Consider the following 22,135-nt stretch of genomic DNA (forward strand, 5'->3'; position numbering starts at 1 on the left):
GTCCCCTTCGAGTTCGGGGAACGGGGCGCCGCCGGCGACACCCGGGCGAGGCACACGCCACCGGCACACCTGGTCGGCGAGGTGGCCGCACGCGCGGTGACGCGCGGTGCGGCTTGTGGACGCGGAGCCCTACCGGGCGTCTGCCCGGGTCTCGGCGAGGGGCTTTTCCGGCAGGATCAGCGCGAGCACCAGGCCGACGGCGAAGACCGGAGTGAGATACAGGAACACCGGGGTCAGTGCGTGCTGGTAGGCGTCGACGACCAGGGACCGGGTCGGTGCCGGGAGGGCGTGGACCAGGGCCGGGGTCAGCGACCGGGAGCTGCCCACGGAGGCGGTGGCGTCGCCGGGCAGGGTGGAGGCCAGCCGGTCGGTGAGCCGGGAGGCGAACACGGAGCCGACGGCGGCGGTGCCGAGGGTGGCGCCGATCTCCCGGAAGAAGTTGTTGGACGAGGTGGCGGTGCCGACCTCGGCGGCCGGGAAGTCGTTCTGCACGGCGAGCACGAGCGTCTGCATCAGCAGGCCGACGCCGGCGCCCATGAGGAACACGTAGGCGCTGACGAGCACGATCGAGTCGTCCATGGTGAGCGTCGACATCAGGAAGACGGCGAGACCGGTGACGACCGAACCGGCGATGGGATAGATCCGGTAGCGGCCGGTCCTGCTGATCAGGAAGCCGGACGGGATGGCGGTGCTCATGATGCCGACGACCATCGGCATCATCAGCAGCCCGGCCTCGGTGGCGGTCTTCCCGTACACCATCTGCAGGTACGTGGGCAGGTAGCCGACCACGGCGAACATGCCCACCCCGACGACGAGCAGGCCGATCAGGGTGGAGATGTTGAAGATCCGGCTGCGGAAGACGCTCAGCGGGATGATCGGCTCGGCGACCCGGCCCTCGACTGCGAGGAACAGCACCCAGGCGACGACGCCTCCGGCGGCCAGGCCGAGGATCAGCGGGTCGGTCCAGCCGTAGTCGTTGCCGCCCCAGGTGGCGACGAGCACCGTGCAGGCGACGGCCGCGGCCATCAGCACGAAGCCGGCGTAGTCGAAGACGACCTTGACCGGGCGGCGCGGCAGACGCATGCCGAAGGCGCAGATGGCGAGGGCGAGGGCGCCCAGCGGCAGGTTGATCCAGAAGCACCAGCGCCAGTCGGAGCTGTCGGTGAACCAGCCGCCCAGCAGCGGCCCGACGACGGAGGCGAGACCGAACACGGCGCCCATCGGCGCCATGTACTTGGCCCGCTGCCGGGGCGGCACCAGGTCGGCGATGATCGCCTGGGAGGTGATCATCAGGCCGCCGCCGCCGAGGCCCTGCACGGCCCGTCCGGCGACGAGCGGGGCCATCGACTGCGCGGCGCCCGCGAGGACGGACCCCAGGACGAAGACGGCTATGCCGGTGAGGAAGACGGCCTTGCGGCCCAGCAGGTCGCCGAGCTTGCCGTAGGCGGGCATGCCGATGGTGGCGGCGAGGATGTAGGCGGTGGTCACCCAGGCCATGTGGCTGACGCCGTCGAGTTCTCCCACGATCGTGGGCAGGGCCGTGGAGACGATGGTCTGGTCGAGGGCGCCGAGCAGCATCGCGATCATGAGGCTGGCGTAGATCAGCCCGAAGTGGCGCGGTACGCGGGTGGGTTCGGTGGACGGCTCGTCGGCCGTGCCCTGTCCGGGGGTGCCGGGGTCGGGGCGGGCCGCGGCGGGGGCAGCGGGCATGTCCGGAACTCTCTGAATCGGTGGGTGGTGTGGGCAGCCCGGCGCGAGCCGGCGGCCGGATGCGCGGCGGCGGACGGCTCCGGGCCAGGGGCCGTCTGAGCGGGGCCCGTGGAGACCACGGAGAGGGGAAGGGCGTTCCTGAGGGGAAGGGCCGTGTCTCACTCGGGCTGTTCGGGGACGAGCGTGCGCAGCAGGTCTGCGGCACGCCGCAGTTCCGCGGCCAGGGAGGAACTCTCCGGCTCGTCGGTGTCGCGGAGTCCGGCCCCGGTGCGCGTGTCGTCGCGGCTGTGGCTGTCGGGGTGCTCCTCGCCGGAGGACCACCGGTGGAGGCCGACGCGGACCACGGAGAAGGCCAGGGCGGTCAGCAGGGCGGGCAGCGGGTCCGTCGCGGGGACACCGAGGCGGTCGGCGACGACGCCGGTCAGTTCGCTCTCGAAGGCGTCGAACCGGGCGTGCAGAAGGGCGGCCAGCTCGGGGTGGGCGGACGCGATCCGGACCATGGCCCGGAAGTGGTGGCGTCCGCCCGGGAGCATGAGGTCCTCGTCCGTCTGCTGGGTGAGGACGTCCACCAGGTCGTGCAGGACGCGGCGCGGTCGCGGGTCCCCGGCGGCGAGCCGGTGCCGCTGCTCGTCGGAGAGCGGCGGCGGAACCACGACGAGGGCGGATTCCTTGGTCGGGAAGTAGTTGAAGAAGGTGCGCGGTGAGACACCTGCCTCGGCGCTGATCATGTTGACGGTCACCTGCGCCAGCCCGTCACGCTCCACCAGCCGCACGGCAGCGACGTGGATCTTGTGCCGGGTCTCGCGCCGGCGTCGGGCGCGCAGATCCTCGGGTGCGGCGGAGGACGCCGTGGAAGCGGAGCTGCGGGAAGGGGAAGACACCCCCTCATTTTTGCAGATCATGCAAAGATTGCACAAGCTGCAAGTTTCCCTGGCCCCAACGCCGGCGTTCTGTCGGCCCTCGGCGGGAAGCGCCCGGACGCGGCCGGGAACGGCCCGCGCGGGCAGGGGCTCTAGGCTTCGGCGTATGGCGGATTCCCCTCGCGCTACCGGTACCCAGACGCTCGCCCGCGGACTGCGCGCCCTGCAGCTCGTCAGCACGGCGGGCGACGGCCTGAGCATCCAGGAGGTCGCCCAGGAACTGGACGTCCACCGGTCGATCGCCTCCCGGCTGCTGTCGACCCTCGCGGACTTCCACCTCGTGACCCGCGGCGGCGACGGCCGCTACCGCACCGGCACCGGGCTCGCCGCGCTCGCCGTCGGCATCCACGCGACCCTGCGCGCGACCGCGGAGCCGGTCCTGCACGAACTCGCCGCCGGTCTCGGCGCCACGATCTCGCTCCTGGTGATCGAGGGCAGTCAGGCGGTGGCCCTGGCGGTGGTCGAGCCGCCGGGGGCGTCGTACCGGCTCAGCTTCAAGACGGGCAGCCGGCACCCGCTGGGGCGCGGCTCGGCGGGCGTCGCGCTGCTCGCGGCACAGTCGCCCTCTCCCGGTGAGGCCGCGAACGTCACCGAGGCCCGCGAGCGCGGCTTCGCCGCGACGTTCGGTGAGGTCGAGCCCGGCGCCTACGGAGTGGCGGTGCCGATCGCGGTCGACGGCCTCCCGGCCGCCTGCCTCAACCTGATCACCTCGCGCGCCGAGATCGCCGAAGGTGCGGCGCCGACGCTCATGACGGCGGCCGAGCGGCTGCGCCGCGACCTCGGCTGAGGCCGGAGGCGGCCGCGGCCGCCTCTTGACATTGCTCTGTAACAGGCGTTCCATGACCGCGGTCGTGCAATTATCGATTTAGAGCGTGCACATAGTGCACGAGAGGTAGGTCATGTCAGTCAAGAAGGAATCCGCGGCGCGCGACATCGCCCTGCCCTCGGGCCTGCGCATGCGGTACTACGAGGCAGGGCAGGCCACTGCCGCGCCCGTCGTCCTGCTGCACGGCTCCGGCCCCGGCGCGACCGGGTGGTCGAACTTCTCGGGCAACATCGGCGCGATCGCCGACGCCGGATTCCACGTGATCGCCCCCGACATGCCGGGATGGGGTGACTCCGACGCGCAGGCGACCCGGGACATGGACCACGACAGGACGCTCGTGGAGTTCCTCGACACCCTCGGCCTTCCGAAGGCCGCCCTCGTCGGCAACTCGATGGGCGCCCACACCGCGATCCGCTTCGCCACGCTGCACCCCGAGCGCGTCACCCACCTGGTGACGATGGGCGCCTCGCTCGGCCGAGGTCCCGCCACCCTCTTCGGCGCGGGCGACGGGCCGAGCGAAGGTCTGAAAGTTCTCGTCCGGGCCTACAAGGACGCGAGCCCGGAGAACATGAAGGCGCTCGTCGAGATCATGACCTACGACAAGGAGCGCTTCGCGACGCCGGAGCTGACCCGGGCCCGCTCCGAGGCGGCGCTCGCCCGCCCCGACCACCTCCGGAACTACGTCGAGGGCCTCGCGCACGGCGCCCCGATCCCGGTCAGGGTCGACCGCGACAAGATCCCCGGCATCCAGGCGCCGACCCTGCTGATCCACGGCAAGGACGACCGCGTCCTGCACTACGAGATCAGCCTCTGGCTCCTGGCCAACATCCCGAACTCACGGCTGGTGCTGCTCAACCGCTGCGGCCACTGGGCGATGATCGAGCACGCCGCCGAGTTCAACCGCCTCGTCACCGACTTCCTGACGCACAACTGACCCGGAGCGGACACAGCCCATGACCACTTTCGACACCGACGTCGTCGTGATCGGAGCCGGGCCGGTCGGCCTCACCCTCGCCAACCTGATCGGCGTGCGCGGCCACCGGACCACCGTGCTCGAGGCCCGCCACGAGCTGATCGACTACCCCCGCGGCGTCGGACTCGACGACGAATCCATCCGTACGCTCTGCACCGCCGGCCTGTGGCAGCGGATCCAGCCCTACACGGTCCCGCACCACGTGGTCCGGCTGGTCAACGGCGCGGGACAGGTCCTCGCCACCAACGATCCGAAGACGCAGGAGTTCGGCCACCCGCGCAAGCACGGCTTCATCCAGCCGCTCGTCGACCAGGAACTCGCCGCCGGGCTCGACCGGTTCCCCGGCACCTCGCTGCGCTTCGGCCACCGGGTGGTGGGACTGGAGGACCACGGCGACCACGTCGAGGTCACCGCCGAGCGGCTCGGCGCCGACGACGAGGTCACCGGGACGGTCACCGTGACCGCCCGGTACGCCGTCGGCTGCGAAGGCGGCAGCTCCTTCACCCGCAGGTGGATGGGCGTGCCGTTCGAGGGCAAGTCGCCCTCGACCCGCTGGGTGGTCATCGACGTGGAGAACGACCCGGTCGGCACCCCGTCGGTCTACCTCGGCGCCGACCCGCGCCGGCCGTACGTGTCCATCGGTCTCCCGCAGGGCATCCGCCGCTGGGAGTTCATGCTGCACGACGGCGAGCCCACCGAGCTGGTCGACGACCCCGCCTTCCTGCACTCCCTGCTCGCACGCCACGTCCCCGACCCGGCGGCGCTGACCGTCATCAACCAGCGCACCTTCACCCACCACGGCCGGGTGGCCGCCGACTTCCGCAAGGGCCGCGTCTTCCTCGCCGGCGACGCCGCCCACCTGATGCCGGTCTGGCTCGGCCAGGGCTGGAACTCCGGCATCCGCGACGCGACCAACCTCGCCTGGAAGCTCACCGCCGTCCTCGACGGCGATGCCGGCGACGCCCTCCTGGACACCTACACCGAGGAGCGCCGCAAGCACGTCTCCGACATGATCGACGTGAACATGGCCGCCGGCACGGTCATGAAGATGGGCCGCCTCGGAGGCAGGCTGCGCGACGTGTCCGCCTCCGCGCTCAACCTCGTACCGAAGTGGAAGTCGTACTTCACCGAGCTGCGGTTCAAGCCCATGCCGCGCTACGCCGCGGGCGTCGTCGTCGACCAGGCCACCCTCGCCCCGGGCAGGGCGGAAGCCGGGTTCAAGCGCGGCCGGCTGGCCCCGTTCACCGACTCCGCCGGCGAACTCTCGCCGGTCGGCATGCAGTTCATCCAGCCGCGGGTCAACACCTGCGACGCCACGGACGTCCTCCTCGACGAGGTCACCGGCGACTGGTGGACCCTCGCCACCTGGGGCACCGATCCGACGGCCTTCCTCTCCGCCGCGGACCTCGCGCTCGTCCGCCGGCACCGGTTCCGACTGGTCTCCTTCATGCCCGAGACGCAGCGCGCCTGGGCCGAGAAGCGGTACGCCGGCTCCCCGGCGCCGGTCACCGTCGTCGGCGACAGCACCGGGGCCCTCAAGGACTGGTTCGACGTCCGCGCCTGCGGCCTGGTCGTGCTGCGCCCCGACCGCTTCGTGGCCGCCGCCTCCCTCACCCAGCAGGCCTCCCGGGCCCTCGCCGCCGTCGTCACCGCGGGGTCGCTCGTCCGGGAAGGAACCCACGCATGACCCTCGCCCTCGTCACCATGTCTCACAGCCCCCTGCTGGAGTACGCCGACCCGCCCGCCGAGGTGGCCGGCGCCGTCCAGGGCGCCTTCGACGCCGCGCGGGCCTTCGTCGAGGACTACGACCCCACCCTGGTCGTCTGCTTCGCCCCCGACCACTACAACGGCTTCTTCTACGACCTGATGCCGCCGTTCTGCATCGGCTACCAGGCGCGGGGCGTCGGCGACTACGGCACCGCCGAGGGGCCGCTGAACGTGCCGGCCGAGCGCGCCGAGGAACTGGCCCAGTGGGTCGCGGAACGCGACATCGACGTGGCGATCTCCCGCCGGATGGAGGTCGACCACGGCACGGTCCAGCCGCTGGAGATCCTCTTCGGCTCACTCGCCGCCGTGCCGACCGTCCCGGTCTTCGTCAACGGCGTCGCCAAGCCCTTCGTGACGATGCGCCGGGTCCGCCGCCTCGGCGAGGCGATCGGCGGCTACCTCGCCGCGCTGGCGGACGAGCGCGTGCTCGTCATCGGCTCCGGCGGCCTCTCCCACGACCCGCCCGTGCCGCAGTGGGCCACCGCCGACGACACCGCTCGCGCGATGCTCCTCGACGGCAGGCACCCCACGGCCGCCGCCCGCGACGCCCGGCAGCAACGGGTCATCGACACGGCGAAGGCCTTCGCGGCGGGCACGGCCACCATCCGGGACCTCAACCCCGAATGGGACCGGGCCCTGATGGCGACCCTCGCCTCCGGCGACCTCTCCCCGATCGACGCGATGACGGCCGAGCGGATGGCCGAGGAAGCCGGCAACTCCTCCCACGAGGTCCGCACCTGGGTCGCCGCCTTCGCGGCGCTCGGTGCCGCGGGCCCGTACGAGGTGACGTACGAGTTCTACCGGCCCGTGCGGGAGTACATCGCCGGCTTCGGCGTCATGACGGCGCGCACCGCGCCGTGACGGTTCAGGCCACGCCGTCCTGCCACCACCAGAACTGCGACCCGTAGGGGTACTCGACGCGGCTGTCCACGTGCTGCCACGACACCGAGTACGTCTCCAGGCCGGAGAAGCCGCAGGTCTCGGCGATGCGGTAGACGGAGAGCGTGGAGAGCCCCGAGACCACCACGTCCGCGGCGACGCCGTAGGTGTGCATGCTGTTGGAGGCGCCGCCCACCGAGGAGTTGTACGAGACGCTGCGGAAACCGGAGTTGATGGTGACGGCACTGTCGCCGGCCTTCTTGCGCAGCGCCTCCAGCTTGTACATCAGGCGCCGGATGTTCTCCTTCACCTGGGTGGAGGAGACGTTGCCGCCGGTGAAGCCGGCGCCGTCGTGCGAGGTGAACTCGCCGAAGTCGAAGTGCGCGGTCGAACCGTCCGTGCTCTCCAGGGCGTTGAGCGCCGACTGGGTCGCCGGTCCGGCCACGCCGTCGGCGCTGAGCCCGTACGCGGACTGGAACCGCTTGACCGCGGCGGCGGTGCCGGAGCCGAAGTCGCCGTCGACGGCGACGTAGGTCTGCTTGGCGCTGTCGGCGGCCCAGCCGGCCACCCGGATCTGGAGTTCGGCGACGTCGGCGCCGGTCGAGCCCTGGGACAGCGTCCTGGACCAGCTGTAGGCGGCGGCCGGGGCGGCCGCGGCCGCGCCCAGCAGTCCGGCGGTGCCGACGGCCGCGGTGAGGCCGAAGGCGGTGCGCAGCACACTGCGGCGGCCGGGGCGGGGCCGGGGGTCGGAAGTCATGGCTGTCTCCTCACGAGGTCGTGATCGTCGGGGTTCAGGAGGCGACAAGGGCGCGCCAGGTCAGCGGGCCCACGATGCCGTCCGCGGTGAGCCCCTTGGCGGACTGGAAGGCGACGACGGCGTTGTAGGTGTTCGTGCCGAAACTGCCGTCCACCGTCAACGAGGCGCCGCTCGCGTTGAGTTCGCTCTGCACGGCGGAGACGGCCGGCCCGCTGCTGCCCTTCTGCACGGTGACGACGAGCGCGGCCCAGGTCAGCGGGCCCACGACGCCGTCGGCGTCGAGTCCGTTCGCGGACTGGAAGGCGACGACCGCGTTGTAGGTGTTGGTGCCGAAGCCGCCGTCCACGGTGAGCGAGGCGCCGTGCGCGTTGAGCAGGTACTGGATCGTCTTCACCGTCTGCCCGCTCGCGCCCTTCTTGACGGTCGGCCACGCGGTCGTGGTGGAGCCGCCGGTGCCGAGGGCGAGTGCCTGCAGCTGGGCGGTGGTGCCGTTGAAGACGTCCTGGTCGCCGGGGAAGGTGCCGGAGTCCGCGTACTGCCAGATGCTCTGCGCGCTCCACCCGGCCGGCAGGGTGCCGACGCTGCTGGCGTAGCGGGCGATCCACAGCGGGTTGGTGGCGGCGAGGGCGCTGGTGTTGCCGGTGCAGGTGCTCCACCAGTCGGTGGTGGTGTAGATCATCGGGTAGCGGCCGGAGAGGGCGTACATCTCGTTGCTGAACGCCTTGATCCAGGACACCATCGCGCTGGGGCCGAGCCCGTAGCAGGAGGCGCCGTAGGGGTTGTACTCGATGTCCAGGGCCGGCGGGAGCGTGAAGCCGTCGGCGGTCCAGCCGCCGCCGTGGGCGAAGAACCAGTCTGCCTGGGCGGCGCCGCCGGAGACGTCGGGCAGCGCGAAGTGGTAGGCGCCGCGGATCAGTCCCGCGCTGCGGGAGCCGTTGTACTGCTGGCTGTAGTACGGGTTGGTGTAGCTGACGCCCTCGGTGGCCTTGACGTAGGCGAAGGCGGCGCCGTCGGCGGCGACGGACGTCCAGTCGACGTTGCCCTGGTGGCCGCTGACGTCCAGGCCGAGCGGGCTGGCGGAGACCGCGGCGGCGGCTTCCACGGAGGCGACGGTGGAGGCGGTCCGCGCCGCGGAGACGCTGGCGTCGAGCGAGCTGCCGGCGTGCGCGGTGCCCCGCCGGGGCGACGGCGCGTCCGCGTCTTGGCCGGCAAGCGCCGCGGCGGAACCGGCGGACGTCACCGCTCGGCCGTCGGTACCCGGAGCGGAGGCGAGGGCGGCGCCGGGAGCCGACAGCAGGAGCAGCCCCGCGAACAGCGGGGCGAGTAACGCGGCTGTGCGCCGGCGCGGGCCGGAGACGGGGCAGGGGAGCGGGGCCGGTCTGTTCTCGGGCATGGGGTATCTCCGCACGGGGGACGGCCATCACTGCATGTACATGACATGCGGATCCTAGAAGTCGTCCGACGCCGGGGGGAAGAGGTGGCCCGCTGCAAATCTACGCGCAGAGAACACTCGCCGCACCGCCCCTGCCGCCCAGGGGCCGCCCCAACGGGACGGCCGCCCGCTGGGAACCGGAGCCCAGGGGCGGCCGTCGTCGCGGACTCCCGGCCGAAAGCGGCGAAGGGGCCGGGAAGCGGGTGGCGAGCGGGTGGGTCAGACGTGTCCGAAGAACAGGCTGCCCGGTGCGTCGGGGTCGTTGCTGAGGAAGTACTCGCGCATGATGCGGATGAACTCGTAGCGCCCGATCGCGCCGTCCCCGTCGGTGTCCATCCTGGTGAACATGTCCATCGCGTCGGGGGCGTCGGTCTTCCACACGTCCTTGAGGAAGCGGGCGAACTCCGCTTTGCTGATCTCGTTGTCGCCGTCGGCGTCGATGATGTCGAAGATGGCGTGGCCGCCGCCTTCGGTCACGTTGAGCCGACTGGTGTCGATGACCGCGAGGCGGTTGGCCGTCACGAACTGGTCCTTCGTGAGCCGGTCCCCGTCCACGCCCGCGTGGCGCAGCAGCTCCAGCCAGTAGATCTGGCAGAAGGTCTGGAGCGCTCTGGCCCGGCGGTCGTTCCTGTCGAGCCGGTAGGCCTGGATGTAGCGGTCGGCGAGCTTCTGGTAATCCGTCCAGTCCAGATACCCGTCGTGGTTCGCGTCCATGGCGTCAAAAGTGCGTTCGAGCTTGACGGTCATGATGTCCTGGGCCGCCGCGGTCATGGGTCGGCTCCTTCCGTGATCTTGTCTTGTGGCTTTCCCAGGATGGGGTAAAAGCTACTCAAAAGCGTGTTCAGCCACGCATATGGCACCCGAATCGGTGATCGATGCCCCCGGCTTGCCGCACGTCGCACCGAGTACCTTGCCTGGGGCCGCACCGGCGGGCCCGATCGCTGCGGGGAAGGAGCGCACGTGGCGGACTGGATTGTCACGATCGCGTCGGACGCGGATGCCTTGGCGCGTTCGGAGGCGCCGCGGGCACGGGACGCCGCGCTCGCCGACCCGGGGGTGGCAGCCACGGCCTGGGGCGTCCAGACGGCCGAACAGGTCCACGCGGACCTCCTGACCGCCGAGGAACACGGTGAGCTGCTGCTCACCGGGCACGAGCGGTCGGCGCTGGAGGCTTCGGTCCTGGCGATGCTGACCGGACTGGTCACCGGCCGTCCCTTCGGCGCCCCGGAGGAGGCGGTGTCACAGGTGCGCTGGGCCGCCCGGCAGGGCATGGCGCTGGACGCCTTGCTGCGCACGGTCTGGCGCTCGCACTCGGGCGTGCAGGCCGCGGTCGTCTAGGCGATGACCGCGGGTGTCCCGGCGGATCGGCTCGCGGACGAGGTACGGCGCGTCTCGGCGGGGCTCCTGGACTTCGTCGCCGCACTCATCGCCGCGCTGAGCCGCGTCTTCGAGCGGGAGAGCGCCGCCTGGGGCCGGCACCGTTCCGCGACCATCCGCCGGGCCGTCGACGAGATCGTCGAAAGCGGCCGGGCCGACCCGTCGGCCGACGAGGTACTGGGCATCCGGCTCCACTCGTACCATCTCGCCGCCGTGCTGTGGCCGCTCGACGTCTCCTCCGACCCCGGCTGGAGTTCCGACTCGGCCCGGTGGACGGAGACCGTGAAGGAGTGGCTCGGCGCCGGCTCGACCCTGATCGTCCCCCGCACCGACGGGTCGACCGACGTCGTCTGGTCGACCTCCGCCGCCCCGATCCCCGGACGATCAGGGAACTGGCGACGATTCCGCTGCCGGAGGGCTTCAGTTGCGCCTTCGGGTACGACGCGCCCGACGCCGACGGCTTCCGCCGGACGCTGCTCGCCGCCCGCGGGCTGGCGCACGCCGCCGCCGGCACGGTCCGGCCGCGGGTGTGGCTCGCCGACGAGCACGGTGCGCTGGCGCTGATGATGAGGGACCCGGATGGCGCGGCCGCCTTCGTACGGCGCACGCTCGCCGGGATCGACGGCACCGCTACCCGGGACGCTGCTGGCACGAGGAGACCGAGGCCTTCGACCTGCCGGTCGTCGGCAAGCTCCCGGACGACCTGGCGGGCGCCCTGTTCCGCATCGCCAACAACCCGCGCTTCACGCCGCTCGACCTCGAGCGGTACCACTGGTGGGAGGGCGACGGCGGTGTCGCCGCCACGTACATCCGCGACGGCAAGGCGTCGTTCCGGATGAAGTGGGTCATGACCGACACCATGAAGGTGGAGGTCGAGGCCGGCGAGGCGGTCTACCCCGGCTTCGTCAACGGCAACGAACCGCGGCCGCTGCCCGAGGGGGCGCCGCCGGCGAAGAACGTCGCCAACACCAACGTCGGGATCTTCGCCGACCACCTGCTGGTCTACTTCGAGGGCGGCCTGCCCTACGAGATGCACCCGGGCAGCCTCGGCACCAAGGGCTCCTTCGACTTCGCCGGCGGCATCGACGTGCTGTGCACGGCACACCACAAGATCGACCCCAAGACCGGCGACATGCTGTTCTTCGCCGCCGTCGGACCGAACCTGACCTGGTACCAGGCCGACGCGGTCACCGGACGGGTCGTCGACACGTTCACCTTCTCGATGGGGTGTCCGGCGATGGTGCACGACTACATCGTCAGCGAGCACCACGCCATCTTTCTGATCTCGCCGACGCAGTTCCGCATCGACCGAATCATGCAGGGACGCCCCGGCGTGCTGTGGGACCCCGCGGCGGTGCCGGACGGCTCCCGCTTCGCGGTGCTCGACCGCCGTACCCACGAGGTCACCTGGTACGACACCGGCGTCATGCTCGCTCCGACCCACTTCTTCAACGCCCACGAGACACCGGCCGGCTTCGTCGTCGACCTGCATGTCATCGAGCGACTGGGCAACCCTGCGACCCACGCCGACGACCCGGTCAGCTCGCACACCTGGTTCCCGCCGGCGATGGCCTGGCGGTTCACCCTCGACCGTGCCACCAAGAAGGCATCCAACGAGGTGCTCAGCGGTGTCGCGGGCGAGTTCCCGAAGATCAACGACGCCTGGCTCGGCCGGCCGCTGCGCTACGGCTGCTTCGCCACCACCCGCGGCCTGTCGCCGCTGACCATGACCGACGGTATGGCCCGCTACGACTTCACGACAGGTCAGACCCTGGTGATCGAGGGCGTCGACGGCCTCACCAACCCCTCCGAACCCGTCTTCGTGCAGCGGCGCGGCGCCGCGGAGGAGAACGACGGCTACCTGCTGTCGCTGTGGTGGAACCCGGCCACCGGGCTGTCCGAACTCCTCGTGCATGAGACCGTGGAGTTCGCCCGCAAGCCGCTGGCCCGGGTCAAGCTCCCCGTCCGCGTCCCCTTCGCCTTCCACGGCACCTGGGCCGAGGCGGAGCAACTCGACGCCGCCATCGCCGCCCAGCCCACCGACTGAAGCAACGGCAGGAGACCCACAACCATGAGCAACACCTGGGACAACAAGATCTTCAACGGCGCTTTCGTCGCCGGCGGTGCGGGCACCCTCGAGGTCACCGCCCCGGCCACCGGTCAGACGATCGCCACCGTCGGCCGGGCCGACACCGGCGACCTCGACAAGTCCGTCGCCGCGGCCACCACGGCACAGGCGACCTGGGCCGCCCTGCCCTACACCGAGCGCGCCGCGGTGATGACCAGGGCCGCCGCGCTGCTGGCGGCGGACCCCGAGCGCCTCACCCGCTGGCTCGTGCCCGAGTCGGGCTCGGGCCAGGGCAAGGCGGCCTTCGAGACCGCTCTGGTCACCTCCGAACTCCAGGCCGCCGCCGCGCTCGCCGCGCAGCCCCACGGCCAGATCCTGCGCAGCATGAAGCCGCGCTTCTCCCTCGCCCGCTATGTGCCCGTCGGCATCGTGGGAGTGATCAGCCCGTTCAACTTCCCGGCGATCCTGTCGATGCGCTCGGTCGCCCCCGCGCTCGCCCTGGGCAACGCGGTCATCCTGAAGCCCGACCCGCGCACCTCCGTCTCCGGCGGCCTGGCGCTGGCGGAGCTCTTCGCCGAGGCCGGCCTGCCAGAGGGCCTGCTTCACGTCCTGCCTGCCGGGGCCGACGTCGGGGCCGCGCTGGTCGCCCACCCGGACGTGCCGTGCATCTCCTTCACCGGCTCCACCGCCGCCGGCCGCAGGATCGGCGAGGCCGCCGGCCCGCTGCTGAAGAAGGTTCACCTCGAACTAGGCGGCAACAACGCCCTGCTGGTCCTGCCGGACGCCGACATCGACGCCGCCGCCTCGGCGGGGGCGTGGGGCTCGTTCCTGCACCAGGGACAGATCTGCATGACCACCGGCCGCCACCTCGTGCCCAAGGACAAGGCCGAGGAGTACGCCGCCAAGCTCGCGGACAAGGCCCGGAACATCCCGGTCGGCGACCCGACCGACCCGGCCAACGCGCTCGGCCCGATCATCGACGACAACCAGCTTCACAAGGTCCACGGGATCGTCGAGTCGACCGTCGCCGCAGGCGCGAGGCTGCTGGCCGGCGGCACCCACGAGGGCCGCTTCTACCGGCCGACCGTGCTCGCCGAAGTCCCCCTCGACAGCCCGGCCTTCAGCCAGGAGATCTTCGGCCCGGTCGCCCCGGTGGTCGGCTACGAGACGATCGAGGAGGCCATCGAGATCATCAACTCCTCGGAGTACGGCCTGTCGGTCGCCATCCTCACGTCCGACCCGTTCAGGGCCGTCGAACTCGCCGGCCGGATCAAGTCCGGCGCCGTCCACATCAACGACCAGACGGTCGACGACGAGGCCGTGGCACCGTTCGGCGGCACCAAGGCCTCCGGTGCGGGCGGCCACTTCGGCATGTCGGCCAACCTGGAGACCTTCTGCGACCTGCAGTGGGTGACCGTCCAGTCCGAGATCGAGCGCTACCCGTTCTGATCCGATTCGATCCCGGCCACGATCTCAGCCACGACGGGTGAGGCCCCGGTCATCGGCGAATTCCTTGAATTCACCGAGCCGGGGCCTCACCCGAGCAAGGAGTTCCGTTCCTAATGGCCGGAGTCCTCGGACTGCTGCGTCCCTGACTCGGACGCGGAAGCCGACTCCGGCGCGGGAGCGGTGTAGAAGACGGACTTGCCCTGCCGGGTGCGCTCGGCCTGGCTCTTGGCGACGAGTCCCTCGAGCGTCCCCCGCACGACCTTGGTGATGATCTGGCGCCCGGGGTGGGCCGCGCCGAGCGCCGCGGAGATCTCCGCGGCGGAGCGCGGTTCCTTCGACGCGGCGAGGTGGTCGCGAATGAGCTCGACCAGGGTGGGCTGGGCCGCCGTCGCACCCGCTGTCTTGGCCGCGGGCTTCTTGGCCGCCGGACTTCCCTGCGTGGCGGGCGACTTCTGGGCCTTCTGCTTCCCGCTGCGCGCGGTACCGGCCTTCCGTCGGGGAGCGGGCACCGCGGCGCTCTCGGACGACGGCGCCGCGGGCTCGGCCGGCGCCTCGGTGATGCCTAGGGCCTGTCGCATGCTCAACAGCACAGCGTGGTCGTGCTGCAGGGCCGTGAGCTGTTCCTGCAGGGAGGCGATCTCCGCGGTGATGCGCTCCCGCTCCTTGACGTTGCGTTCGAGGTCACCGCTCACCTGTGCGGCGTACTGCGAGGTGAGTTCGGTGGCGGGAGTCGTTGTCCCGGGCATGGGTGCTGACCTTTCCTCGGCGAATGACCGTGCGGCGGGGCAGCACCGGATGGGGGGTGACGCCCCTCTCGGGGTGAGGTGTCGGCGCCGACATGAACGCCGCAAGTGCCGCAAGAGGCCTTGGTGTACAGATGGTACGGACTGACGGCGCCGGTTGTTCGTGCCGCGCTGTGTCTTCTCGTCTGCCGCGGGGAGGGTCCACACCACAGTGCTGTGCACCAGGCGGTGCGCCGACGCCGCCGCTGCCCGACCCCGCACCGGGGGCGGCGCAGCCGCCGGCTCTGTCCGCGATGGCGCTGGTGGCACCTGCGTGGACGTAGCCGTGCTGCTGGGTCACCTCGGGGCGGGCCGGGAGAACGATGTGAACCCGGCCGGGACCGATGTGCGCGAGGCGCGCGCCGAGGTGGGACATCAGGCCCTGCAGGCCGAAGCTGTCGCGGCCGCGCTTTCGCACCGCGGGGCTCGCCTGTCCCTGCCCCATCCGGTCTTCCACGTGTGTGCTCTCCTTCGGGTCCATGTCGGGTGGAGCGGACTGGGTTCCTCAGCCGGCCGGCAGGGAGGGCCTTCGTGCGGTCACCGCGTTCGCCGCGGCCTGTGCGGAGGGGGTGCTGGAGATATTCGAGGCCGATCAGCCGGACGATTCGCGGCCCCGCGACGCCATCGGTGCCGCGTGGGCGTTCGCCCGGGGCGGCGAGCGAGGGAAACACCTGCGCGACACGGCGTCGGCGGCCCTCAAGGCAGCCAAGAGCGCGCACACCGCGGCCGCGCGTGAGGCGGCATGGGCGGCGATGTCCGCGGCAGGCGCCGCCTACCTGCATCCGCTGGCCAAGGCCACACAGGTCCAGGTCAAACACATCCTCGGAGCGAGCGCCTACGCGGCAAGAGCGGCCGAACTCGTCGCCGACGGCGATACGAGCGTCGGCGCCGAACACCTTGAACAGACGATGCGACATGCCACACCGGTCGTGGTCGACGTACTCAAACGTTTCCCGGCGGCGCCGGACGGCGGCGGACGGCGGCGGACCGGTCGGCGAGTTGATCCGCACACTGGACGCCGACCTTCGCTCGCTCACCTCACCTGAGGGGCGCGTATCGCATGTGGATCTCAGGCGTCATCTCATGCGACGCTCGCCATGAACGTATGGATTTCGGCGGCTCCGTATCGTCGGGTCGGCTCCGACAGCGGCAGGTGCGTGGGCCCGGGGTTTCCCACGTGCGCCACAGGGCGACCGGCATCGTCGTAGTCGATCACGCGATGAGGTTGGACGACCGGGCTGGACCGGGGCTGCCCCCTCTATGGCAGCCCTCCTCCAACCAGGGGCGCGGGAGGGCGGTCAGCGGTGACCCAGCGCGTTGACCACCCGTCCGCTGGGGTCACGGACGAAGAACCGCCGCACTCCCCACTCCTCGTCGACACTCATGTCGGGGGCGACAGGCGCGGTCTTGTCGCTGGTCATGACGCTGATCTGCGCTGCCGGGCCGGAGGGGGACGCGAGCGTCATGATCCAACCGTGGTTCATGACCTCCTCGAAGCCCAGCAGACCATAGAACTCCCGGCTCTCCTGCGCGGCCTCCGACTGGATGTTGGGCACGACACGGCGAACAGACATCGACGACACCATCGACGACTCCGAACGAGAACCAAGGTGCCTATGTCTCCCCAGGAGTACTACGACACGTCGACCACCGCACGCACTTCGATACACGCCCTGCACGTAGAGCCGTCAGCTCGCAGGTTCCTCGGAGGACACTTCGGCCGGAGCGGGCAGTCGGGCCGCGCGTGCGCTGAGGTGCCGGGGAAGGACGCAGGCCTGCTGGGCCAGGAGTTCGGCGAAGGCGGTGGTGAGCGGGTCGGGGCGGGTGCGGGTGTAGGCGGTGAGGGTGCGGTGCAGCGGAGGGTCGAGGCGCAGTGCGACCCCGTCGAACTCGCGCGGGACGATGTTGGCGGGCACCAGCGCCGGGCCCAGTCCGGCCGCAGCGAGCAGGGGCACCGCGGAGGTCTGTTCGGCGCGGATGGCGACCTTCGGCTGGAAGCCCGCTTTCGAGCAGGCCTGGTCGAGGAGGTCGGCGAGACCGTTGCCGGTGGCGAAGTGGACCCAGTCGCGGTCGGCGAGCGCGCTGAGGGCGACGGCCCCCGATGCGCCGGTCGCGAGCGGGTCGTCGGCGGGTAGTACGACGACGAACTCCTCGACGCCGAGATCGCGTACGGGGCCCTCCCAGCCTTGGGGGGTCGGGCCGACGGCGAGATCGGCCTGGCCGGCGGCCATCGCCGCCTGGAGCCGTTCGGCGTGCGGGAACTCCCGCAGCCGGATGCGGACGCCCGGGTGCCGGCGGCGCCAGGCGCGCAGGACCGGGGGCAGCACGCCGAGGCTGACGGAGTAGACGGTGGCGACCTCGAGTTCGCCGCCGTCGAGTCCCGCTGCCCGGCGGGCGGCGGAGCGGAGGCGGTCGGCGTCCTTCAGGGCGGCGCGGGCGTGCGGCAGCACGGCGCGGCCGAGGGGCGTCAGGCGGATCGTGCGCGGCAGACGTTCGAGCAGCGGGCCTCCCAGGGAGGTCTCCAGGGCGCGGACCTGGTGGGAGAGGGCGGGCTGGGTGACGTGCAGCAGCTCCGCCGCGCGGGTGAAGGACCCGGTGTCGACGACCGTGACCAGGTACTCGAGTTGCCGCAGCGTTGCCATGAACAAATATTATCGCTGGGCTGAAGAGCAAGCCTTGGACTCATCAGCCGGGGTGGGAGAGGCTCGTGCCGTGGCCGCCGCGCTCGGCGCGGGCGGACCGCGGATCCTTTCCCCGATCATGCGACGGAGTACCTGCATGTCCGCAACTTCCACCCCCACGTCCTCTTCCACGGCGCTCGACGGACGGCGCCTGGTCGTCATCGGCGCCGGCTCCCGTACCGGCCGCCTGATCGCCCGGGCGGCCTCGGCCGCCGGCGCCGACCTGGTGCTGGCCGGACCGGACCCGCGCAAACTCGAGTGGACCGCCGGCGAACTGACCGGCCCCGCCCTGGTGGCGCCGGTGGACCTGGCCGACGAGGACTCGATCGCCCGGCTCGCCCGGCAGACCGGCGCCTTCGACCATCTGGTGTCCACGGCGGCGATGCCCGCGAACGGTCCGCTGGCCGACCTCGACCTCGCCGCGGTGCAGCGGGCCTTCGCCGCGAAGGTGATCGGCCCGCTGCTGCTGGCCAAGCACCTGGCGGGGCAGGCCGCCGTGGGCGGCTCGTTCACCTTCTTCTCCGGCGTGGCCGCCTGGCGCCCGGCCCCGGAGCGGACCGTGATGGCCACCACCAACGGGGCGCTGGCCTTCCTGGTCCAGGCCCTGGCCGTGGAGATCGCCCCGGTGCGGGTCAACGCCGTCTCGCCCGGCATCGTCGACACCGGCTCCTGGGACGGGCTCGGCGCGGACAAGGAGGCGTTCCTGCGCCAGGTCGCCGAACGCAACCCGGCCCGCCGTGTCGGCACCCCCGACGACCTGGTCCAGGCAGTCCTGTTCGCGATGACCAACCCCTACGTCACCGGCACCGTGCTGCACGTCGACGGCGGCGGCCGGCTCGCCTGAGACCCGGCGAGGCAGTCCTGGCGTCGACCGGCTCCGCCACGGCAGCAGCGACGACGACCACATCGAAACCGAGAGAGCTCCCTCATGCACAAGGTGATCCGTACCGTCCTCATCACCGCCGCCGCCATCGCCGGCGCGGCCGCGCTCACCGTCGGCGCCGCCATGGCCGTCGGCGCGTTCGACTACCACCAGCAGCCCAGCGGGCCGGGCGCACCGGCGTCGCCGCGCGACCTCGTCGACCGCTCGCCCGGCCTGATCCGGCCCGGGTCGCTGACCGTGGACCGCTCGATCGGTGAGCGGCGGGCCTCCCAGGAGGTGCACCTGGCCCAGCAGCTGTACACGTTCTGGAACACCGGCGAGCAGAAGTACCTCGACGCCGCCGTCAGCCCGCGCTTCCGGGACAACACCCTGCCCTCCGGCCGCCCCCAGGGCCCCGCCGGCCCGCTCTTCGCGTCGAAGAACTTCCGCGCCGCCGTGCCGGACCTGACCTGCGAACTGGCCGATCTCCTGGTCACCGGCGACAAGATCACCGCCCGGCTGGTCTTCCGCGGCCACTTCACCGGCACGTTCCACGGCGTCCACGGCAAGGGGCAGCGGATCCGCTTCGACGCCATCGACATCCAGCACGTCGGCACCGACAAGATCGTCGAGGACTGGCACATCGAGGACAACGAGACCCTGCTGCGCCAGCTCGGAGTCACCGGCTGACACCCCCTGCGCCGGCCGCCTTCTCCATCGGCGCAACCGAGTCCCCCGTGGCGAGTCCTCGCCATGACCGTGATACTAATACCGGTATAAGTATTGGGGTCGACGTGCTGTGGGGAGTCACACACATGGTGGAGATCAAGACCGATGCCGCATTGGACGCGATGCGGGAGGCCGGACGGGTGGTGGCCCACGCCCTGGCCGCGGCCCGGGAAGCGGCCGGCGTGGGGGTGTCGCTGCGGGAACTGGACGAAGCGGCCCGGTCGGTGCTGGCCGAGGCCGGGGCCGGCTCCCCGTTCCTCGGCTACCGGCCGTCCTTCGCCCCGGTCCCCTTCCCGGCCGTGATCTGCACATCCGTCAACGACGCCGTGTCGCACGGCATCCCCACCGGCTACCGGCTGCGCGACGGCGACCTGGTGAGTATCGACTGCGGCGCCCAGCTCGACGGCTGGACGGGCGACGCGGCCATCACCTTCACCGTCGGAACGCCGCGCCCCGGCGACCTCGAGCTGATCGACGCCACCCGGCAGGCCCTCGACGCCGGCATCGCCGCCGCCCAGGTCGGCGGTCGCATCGGAGACATCTCCCACGCCATCGACACCGTCGCCCGCAAGGCCGACTGCGGCATGCCCGCCGACTTCGGCGGCCACGGCATCGGCCGCCGCATGCACGAAGACCCGCACGTCCCCAACCGCGGCCGCCCCGGACGCGGCTTCCCCCTCCGCCACGGCCTGGTCCTCGCCATCGAACCCATGCTCATGGCCGGCGGGCGGAACACCTACCGCACCGACATCGACGGCTGGACGCTGCGCACCACCGACGGCAGCAGGGCCGCCCACTTCGAGCACACCGTCGCCATCACCGACGCGGGCCCCCGCATCCTGACCCTGCCCTGACGTCTCCCGGAAGCCGCGCCGGATCCGGGGGCTCCCCTGGGCGGCGCACAGCAGCCACAGCAGCACGCTGTCCCCGGCCTGCCGCGGCGGTGACGAAGAGGGGCGGCAAAAGGACCACAAGGAGGGGGAGCACTACGAGCGCGGTCAGAAAAGGGGCGACGAGTATCGTCGCCTTCCTGCGCCGGGAAGGGCCCAACCGCCGCGTGCTGTACGGCGACCACAGCCCCCTGTCGTACGACATGGCGCTCGAACTGGGCCGCCTGGACGGCACCTTCAGCGTGCTTGCAGTGGTCCGGCGGCCGGGTCTGGTTCGAGATCTGGCTCTCCGCGCTCCCGGCCGGCAACGCGGTACTGGTGCTGCTGCTGAGCTACGTGACCCGTCATGCTTCAGGTGGCCTTCCCCTTCACCCTCGTCAACCGCAAGGTCACGAGCGTACTGATCGCCGTCATGATGCTGGAGCACCTGGGGATCGCGGTGCTCCTCGGCATCCCGTTCTTCTCCCTGGCCATGGTCGCGTGCGACGCCGTATTCCTGCCCACCGTCTTCCTGACGGCTGTCGGCGCGTGCTGGAAGAACGTCGTCGTGTTTACGAGGCGTACGTCACGAAGCGCGGTCAGAAGCTGGGCGTGAGCCGGACGGGGCCGTCGACGGCCGTGGAGTCACGTACGTCGACGGTGCCGGCGGTGAGGCGAGCTCGACGCGTTGCCCCTTGGGCGGCAGCGGCCCGGCTCGTAGCTTCGCCGTCTGTCGCAAATCGGGCATTTGACCCTATGCTGTTACGCACCTCTGCCGGGCACGCGGCGCACCCGTGTGCCGTGACCACCGCTCGCATGCCTGCTGTCAGGCCGATCAGAGGTGCACCATGACAGGCTCGCTCCACGGAACCCGCACACACTCCGACTGGCGTGATCACGCTGCCTGCGTCGGGGAGGACCCCGAACTCTTCTTCCCGCTCTCCGACTCCGCCGCCTTCGCGGGGGAGGAGTCCCTGGCCCGGGCGCTGTGCCGCCGGTGCCCCGTGGTCATCGCCTGCCGTACCTGGGCGATCGACCACGGTGAGGACCACGGCATCTGGGGTGCGACCACGGCCGCCCAACGCCGCGCCATCCGCCGGGCGGTGCGGGAAACGTCGCCCCCGACTGGGTGAACCGCCTCCCCGGACCGGCCGGACCGACCGGGACGCCGGCCGGGGTGGCCCGGTCGGGGCTCCGCGTCAGGACGGGGCGAGGACGCAGAACTCGTGGCCCTCCGGGTCGGCCAGGCAGGTCCACGGCACGTCCCGCTGGCCGATGTCGAGGTCGGTGGCGCCGAGGGCCCGCAGCCGGGCCGCCTCCGCCGCCTTGTCGTCGCCGGGGTACGGCAGCAGGTCGAGATGCACGCGGTCCGGCACGGTCTTCCCGCCGGGCGTGCGGAGGAACTCGAGATACGGGCCGGCACCCCGGGCGGAGCGCAACACCGCGTGGTAGTCACTCACCTCGTGCAGGGTCCAGTCCACTGCCTCACCCCAGAACCGGGCCATGGCCCGCGGATCCACGCAGTCGACCACCACGGCCGCGATCGGCCCGGTGTCCTGGTAGACCTCCCGAGGCTCCAGCACGCAGAACTCGTTGCCCTCCGGGTCGGCGAGGACCGTCCACGGCACGTCGCCCTGGCCCACGTCGGCGGGTGTCGCGCCGAGAGCCTCCAGGCGCGCGACCAGCTCCGCCTGATGGGCCGGAGAGGTGGTGGCGAGATCGAGGTGCACACGGTTCTTCGCCGCCGTCTTCGGTTCGGGGACGGGAACGACGTCTATGCCGACGGCGACCGGGTGCGGCCGGACGAGGCCGCCGGCGGGGCCGACGTACGTGGTCACACCGGGGCTGTATGCACTCCAGCCGAGCGCCTCCGCCCAGAACCGGCCGACCGCGGAGGCGTCGACTGCCTTGACGTTCACGTGAACGGGTCGCAGTGCCATGCCGGCGATCCTATGCACCCGCCCGCCCCCGCTCCGCGACGGCATCCGCGGATGCCGGTCGTCCGGGCCCTTTCCGGCCCGCGCCGCCGGCGCAGCGTACGTCGCGTGACGTGG

Annotated in this window: 23 protein-coding genes and 2 pseudogenes; 14 read left to right on the plus strand and 11 right to left on the minus strand. The window is 71.6% G+C overall.

Features of this window, described 5'->3' with window-relative positions; translation table 11 throughout:
• Positions 1-129: 129 nt before the first annotated feature.
• Positions 130-1,710 (minus strand): MDR family MFS transporter, encoded by a 1,581-nt coding sequence (locus AB0G63_RS29025; RefSeq protein ID WP_360756045.1) that lies wholly within the window; start codon positions 1,708-1,710, stop codon positions 130-132.
• Between the two features lie 158 nt (positions 1,711-1,868).
• The gene (locus AB0G63_RS29030) at positions 1,869-2,591 is read right to left on the minus strand and encodes a TetR family transcriptional regulator (RefSeq protein WP_360756048.1); all 723 of its coding nucleotides are present in this window, start codon (positions 2,589-2,591) and stop codon (positions 1,869-1,871) included.
• Positions 2,592-2,736: 145 nt separating this feature from the next.
• On the opposite strand from AB0G63_RS29030, the gene AB0G63_RS29035 reads away from it, so the two are divergent.
• From AB0G63_RS29035 to AB0G63_RS29050, 4 genes are all read left to right on the plus strand, one after another.
• Positions 2,737-3,417, plus strand: coding sequence for a helix-turn-helix domain-containing protein (locus AB0G63_RS29035; protein WP_360756051.1), 681 nt, complete (start codon positions 2,737-2,739; stop codon positions 3,415-3,417).
• A 112-nt stretch (positions 3,418-3,529) separates the two neighbouring features.
• On the plus strand, positions 3,530-4,390 hold the full coding sequence (locus AB0G63_RS29040) for an alpha/beta hydrolase (RefSeq protein WP_360756053.1): 861 nt from the start codon (positions 3,530-3,532) through the stop codon (positions 4,388-4,390).
• A 19-nt stretch (positions 4,391-4,409) separates the two neighbouring features.
• Positions 4,410-6,116, plus strand: a complete 1,707-nt coding sequence (locus AB0G63_RS29045) for a bifunctional 3-(3-hydroxy-phenyl)propionate/3-hydroxycinnamic acid hydroxylase (RefSeq protein WP_360756056.1) — start codon at positions 4,410-4,412, stop codon at positions 6,114-6,116.
• Positions 6,113-7,057 carry a 3-carboxyethylcatechol 2,3-dioxygenase gene (locus AB0G63_RS29050; RefSeq protein WP_360756058.1) on the plus strand — a complete coding sequence of 315 codons (945 nt, stop codon included), beginning with the start codon at positions 6,113-6,115 and terminating at the stop codon, positions 7,055-7,057. Before AB0G63_RS29045 ends, AB0G63_RS29050 begins: the two co-directional genes overlap by 4 nt.
• Positions 7,058-7,061: 4 nt before the next feature.
• On the opposite strand, the gene AB0G63_RS29055 is transcribed toward AB0G63_RS29050, so the two are convergent.
• From AB0G63_RS29055 to AB0G63_RS29065, 3 genes are all read right to left on the minus strand, one after another.
• The gene (locus tag AB0G63_RS29055) at positions 7,062-7,832 is read right to left on the minus strand and encodes a D-Ala-D-Ala carboxypeptidase family metallohydrolase (protein ID WP_360756061.1); all 771 of its coding nucleotides are present in this window, start codon (positions 7,830-7,832) and stop codon (positions 7,062-7,064) included.
• Between the two features lie 34 nt (positions 7,833-7,866).
• Entirely contained in the window at positions 7,867-9,225 is a 1,359-nt protein-coding gene (locus AB0G63_RS29060; protein WP_360756064.1) for a GH25 family lysozyme, read from the minus strand.
• Positions 9,226-9,483: 258 nt separating this feature from the next.
• The gene (locus AB0G63_RS29065) at positions 9,484-10,035 is read right to left on the minus strand and encodes an EF-hand domain-containing protein (protein WP_360756067.1); all 552 of its coding nucleotides are present in this window, start codon (positions 10,033-10,035) and stop codon (positions 9,484-9,486) included.
• A gap of 189 nt (positions 10,036-10,224) precedes the next feature.
• Between AB0G63_RS29065 and AB0G63_RS29070 the strand changes: the two genes are divergently transcribed.
• The 4 genes from AB0G63_RS29070 to AB0G63_RS29085 are packed head-to-tail and all read left to right on the plus strand — an operon-like array spanning position 10,225 to position 14,158.
• The gene (locus AB0G63_RS29070) at positions 10,225-10,602 is read left to right on the plus strand and encodes a hypothetical protein (RefSeq protein ID WP_360756070.1); all 378 of its coding nucleotides are present in this window, start codon (positions 10,225-10,227) and stop codon (positions 10,600-10,602) included.
• Between the two features lie 3 nt (positions 10,603-10,605).
• On the plus strand, positions 10,606-11,205 hold the full coding sequence (locus AB0G63_RS29075) for a hypothetical protein (RefSeq protein WP_360756073.1): 600 nt from the start codon (positions 10,606-10,608) through the stop codon (positions 11,203-11,205).
• A complete protein-coding gene (locus AB0G63_RS29080; protein ID WP_360756076.1) occupies positions 11,171-12,688 on the plus strand; it encodes a carotenoid oxygenase family protein in 1,518 nt (505 codons plus the stop codon). Before AB0G63_RS29075 ends, AB0G63_RS29080 begins: the two co-directional genes overlap by 35 nt.
• A gap of 24 nt (positions 12,689-12,712) precedes the next feature.
• Entirely contained in the window at positions 12,713-14,158 is a 1,446-nt protein-coding gene (locus tag AB0G63_RS29085) for an aldehyde dehydrogenase family protein (RefSeq protein ID WP_360756078.1), read from the plus strand.
• Between the two features lie 110 nt (positions 14,159-14,268).
• Here the strand turns inward: AB0G63_RS29085 and AB0G63_RS29090 are convergent, their stop codons facing one another.
• Both AB0G63_RS29090 and AB0G63_RS29095 read right to left on the minus strand, forming a co-directional pair.
• Complete coding sequence (locus tag AB0G63_RS29090) at positions 14,269-14,904, minus strand: hypothetical protein (RefSeq protein ID WP_360756080.1); 636 nt, start codon at positions 14,902-14,904, stop codon at positions 14,269-14,271.
• Between the two features lie 271 nt (positions 14,905-15,175).
• Positions 15,176-15,385: pseudogene (locus tag AB0G63_RS29095) on the minus strand (PaaI family thioesterase); the annotation flags it as partial.
• Positions 15,386-15,509: 124 nt separating this feature from the next.
• On the opposite strand from AB0G63_RS29095, the gene AB0G63_RS29100 reads away from it, so the two are divergent.
• Positions 15,510-15,986: a putative immunity protein gene (locus AB0G63_RS29100; RefSeq protein WP_360756082.1), complete on the plus strand. Its 477-nt coding sequence runs from the start codon at positions 15,510-15,512 to the stop codon at positions 15,984-15,986.
• 35 nt (positions 15,987-16,021) lie between these two features.
• On the opposite strand, the gene AB0G63_RS29105 is transcribed toward AB0G63_RS29100, so the two are convergent.
• From AB0G63_RS29105 to AB0G63_RS29115, 3 genes are all read right to left on the minus strand, one after another.
• Entirely contained in the window at positions 16,022-16,156 is a 135-nt protein-coding gene (locus AB0G63_RS29105; RefSeq protein ID WP_360756084.1) for a hypothetical protein, read from the minus strand.
• A gap of 82 nt (positions 16,157-16,238) precedes the next feature.
• Positions 16,239-16,514 (minus strand): glyoxalase, encoded by a 276-nt coding sequence (locus AB0G63_RS29110; protein ID WP_360756086.1) that lies wholly within the window; start codon positions 16,512-16,514, stop codon positions 16,239-16,241.
• Positions 16,515-16,628: 114 nt separating this feature from the next.
• Positions 16,629-17,582, minus strand: coding sequence for a LysR family transcriptional regulator (locus tag AB0G63_RS29115; protein ID WP_360756088.1), 954 nt, complete (start codon positions 17,580-17,582; stop codon positions 16,629-16,631).
• 136 nt (positions 17,583-17,718) lie between these two features.
• On the opposite strand from AB0G63_RS29115, the gene AB0G63_RS29120 reads away from it, so the two are divergent.
• The 5 genes and pseudogenes from AB0G63_RS29120 (at position 17,719) to AB0G63_RS29140 (ending at position 21,214) form a co-directional block, all read left to right on the plus strand.
• A complete protein-coding gene (locus AB0G63_RS29120; RefSeq protein WP_360756091.1) occupies positions 17,719-18,465 on the plus strand; it encodes an SDR family oxidoreductase in 747 nt (248 codons plus the stop codon).
• Positions 18,466-18,549: 84 nt separating this feature from the next.
• A complete protein-coding gene (locus tag AB0G63_RS29125) occupies positions 18,550-19,173 on the plus strand; it encodes an ester cyclase (RefSeq protein WP_360756094.1) in 624 nt (207 codons plus the stop codon).
• A 125-nt stretch (positions 19,174-19,298) separates the two neighbouring features.
• Positions 19,299-20,066, plus strand: coding sequence for a type I methionyl aminopeptidase (gene map, locus AB0G63_RS29130; RefSeq protein WP_360756096.1), 768 nt, complete (start codon positions 19,299-19,301; stop codon positions 20,064-20,066).
• 321 nt (positions 20,067-20,387) lie between these two features.
• Positions 20,388-20,628: pseudogene (locus AB0G63_RS29135) on the plus strand (HTTM domain-containing protein); the annotation flags it as partial.
• A 301-nt stretch (positions 20,629-20,929) separates the two neighbouring features.
• Complete coding sequence (locus AB0G63_RS29140; RefSeq protein WP_360756099.1) at positions 20,930-21,214, plus strand: WhiB family transcriptional regulator; 285 nt, start codon at positions 20,930-20,932, stop codon at positions 21,212-21,214.
• 66 nt (positions 21,215-21,280) lie between these two features.
• On the opposite strand, the gene AB0G63_RS29145 is transcribed toward AB0G63_RS29140, so the two are convergent.
• On the minus strand, positions 21,281-22,021 hold the full coding sequence (locus tag AB0G63_RS29145) for a VOC family protein (RefSeq protein ID WP_360756102.1): 741 nt from the start codon (positions 22,019-22,021) through the stop codon (positions 21,281-21,283).
• Positions 22,022-22,135: the final 114 nt, after the last annotated feature.

This window comes from Streptomyces sp. NPDC020996, assembly GCF_040641355.1.
In the GTDB taxonomy this organism is placed as follows: Bacteria; Actinomycetota; Actinomycetes; order Streptomycetales; family Streptomycetaceae; genus Streptomyces.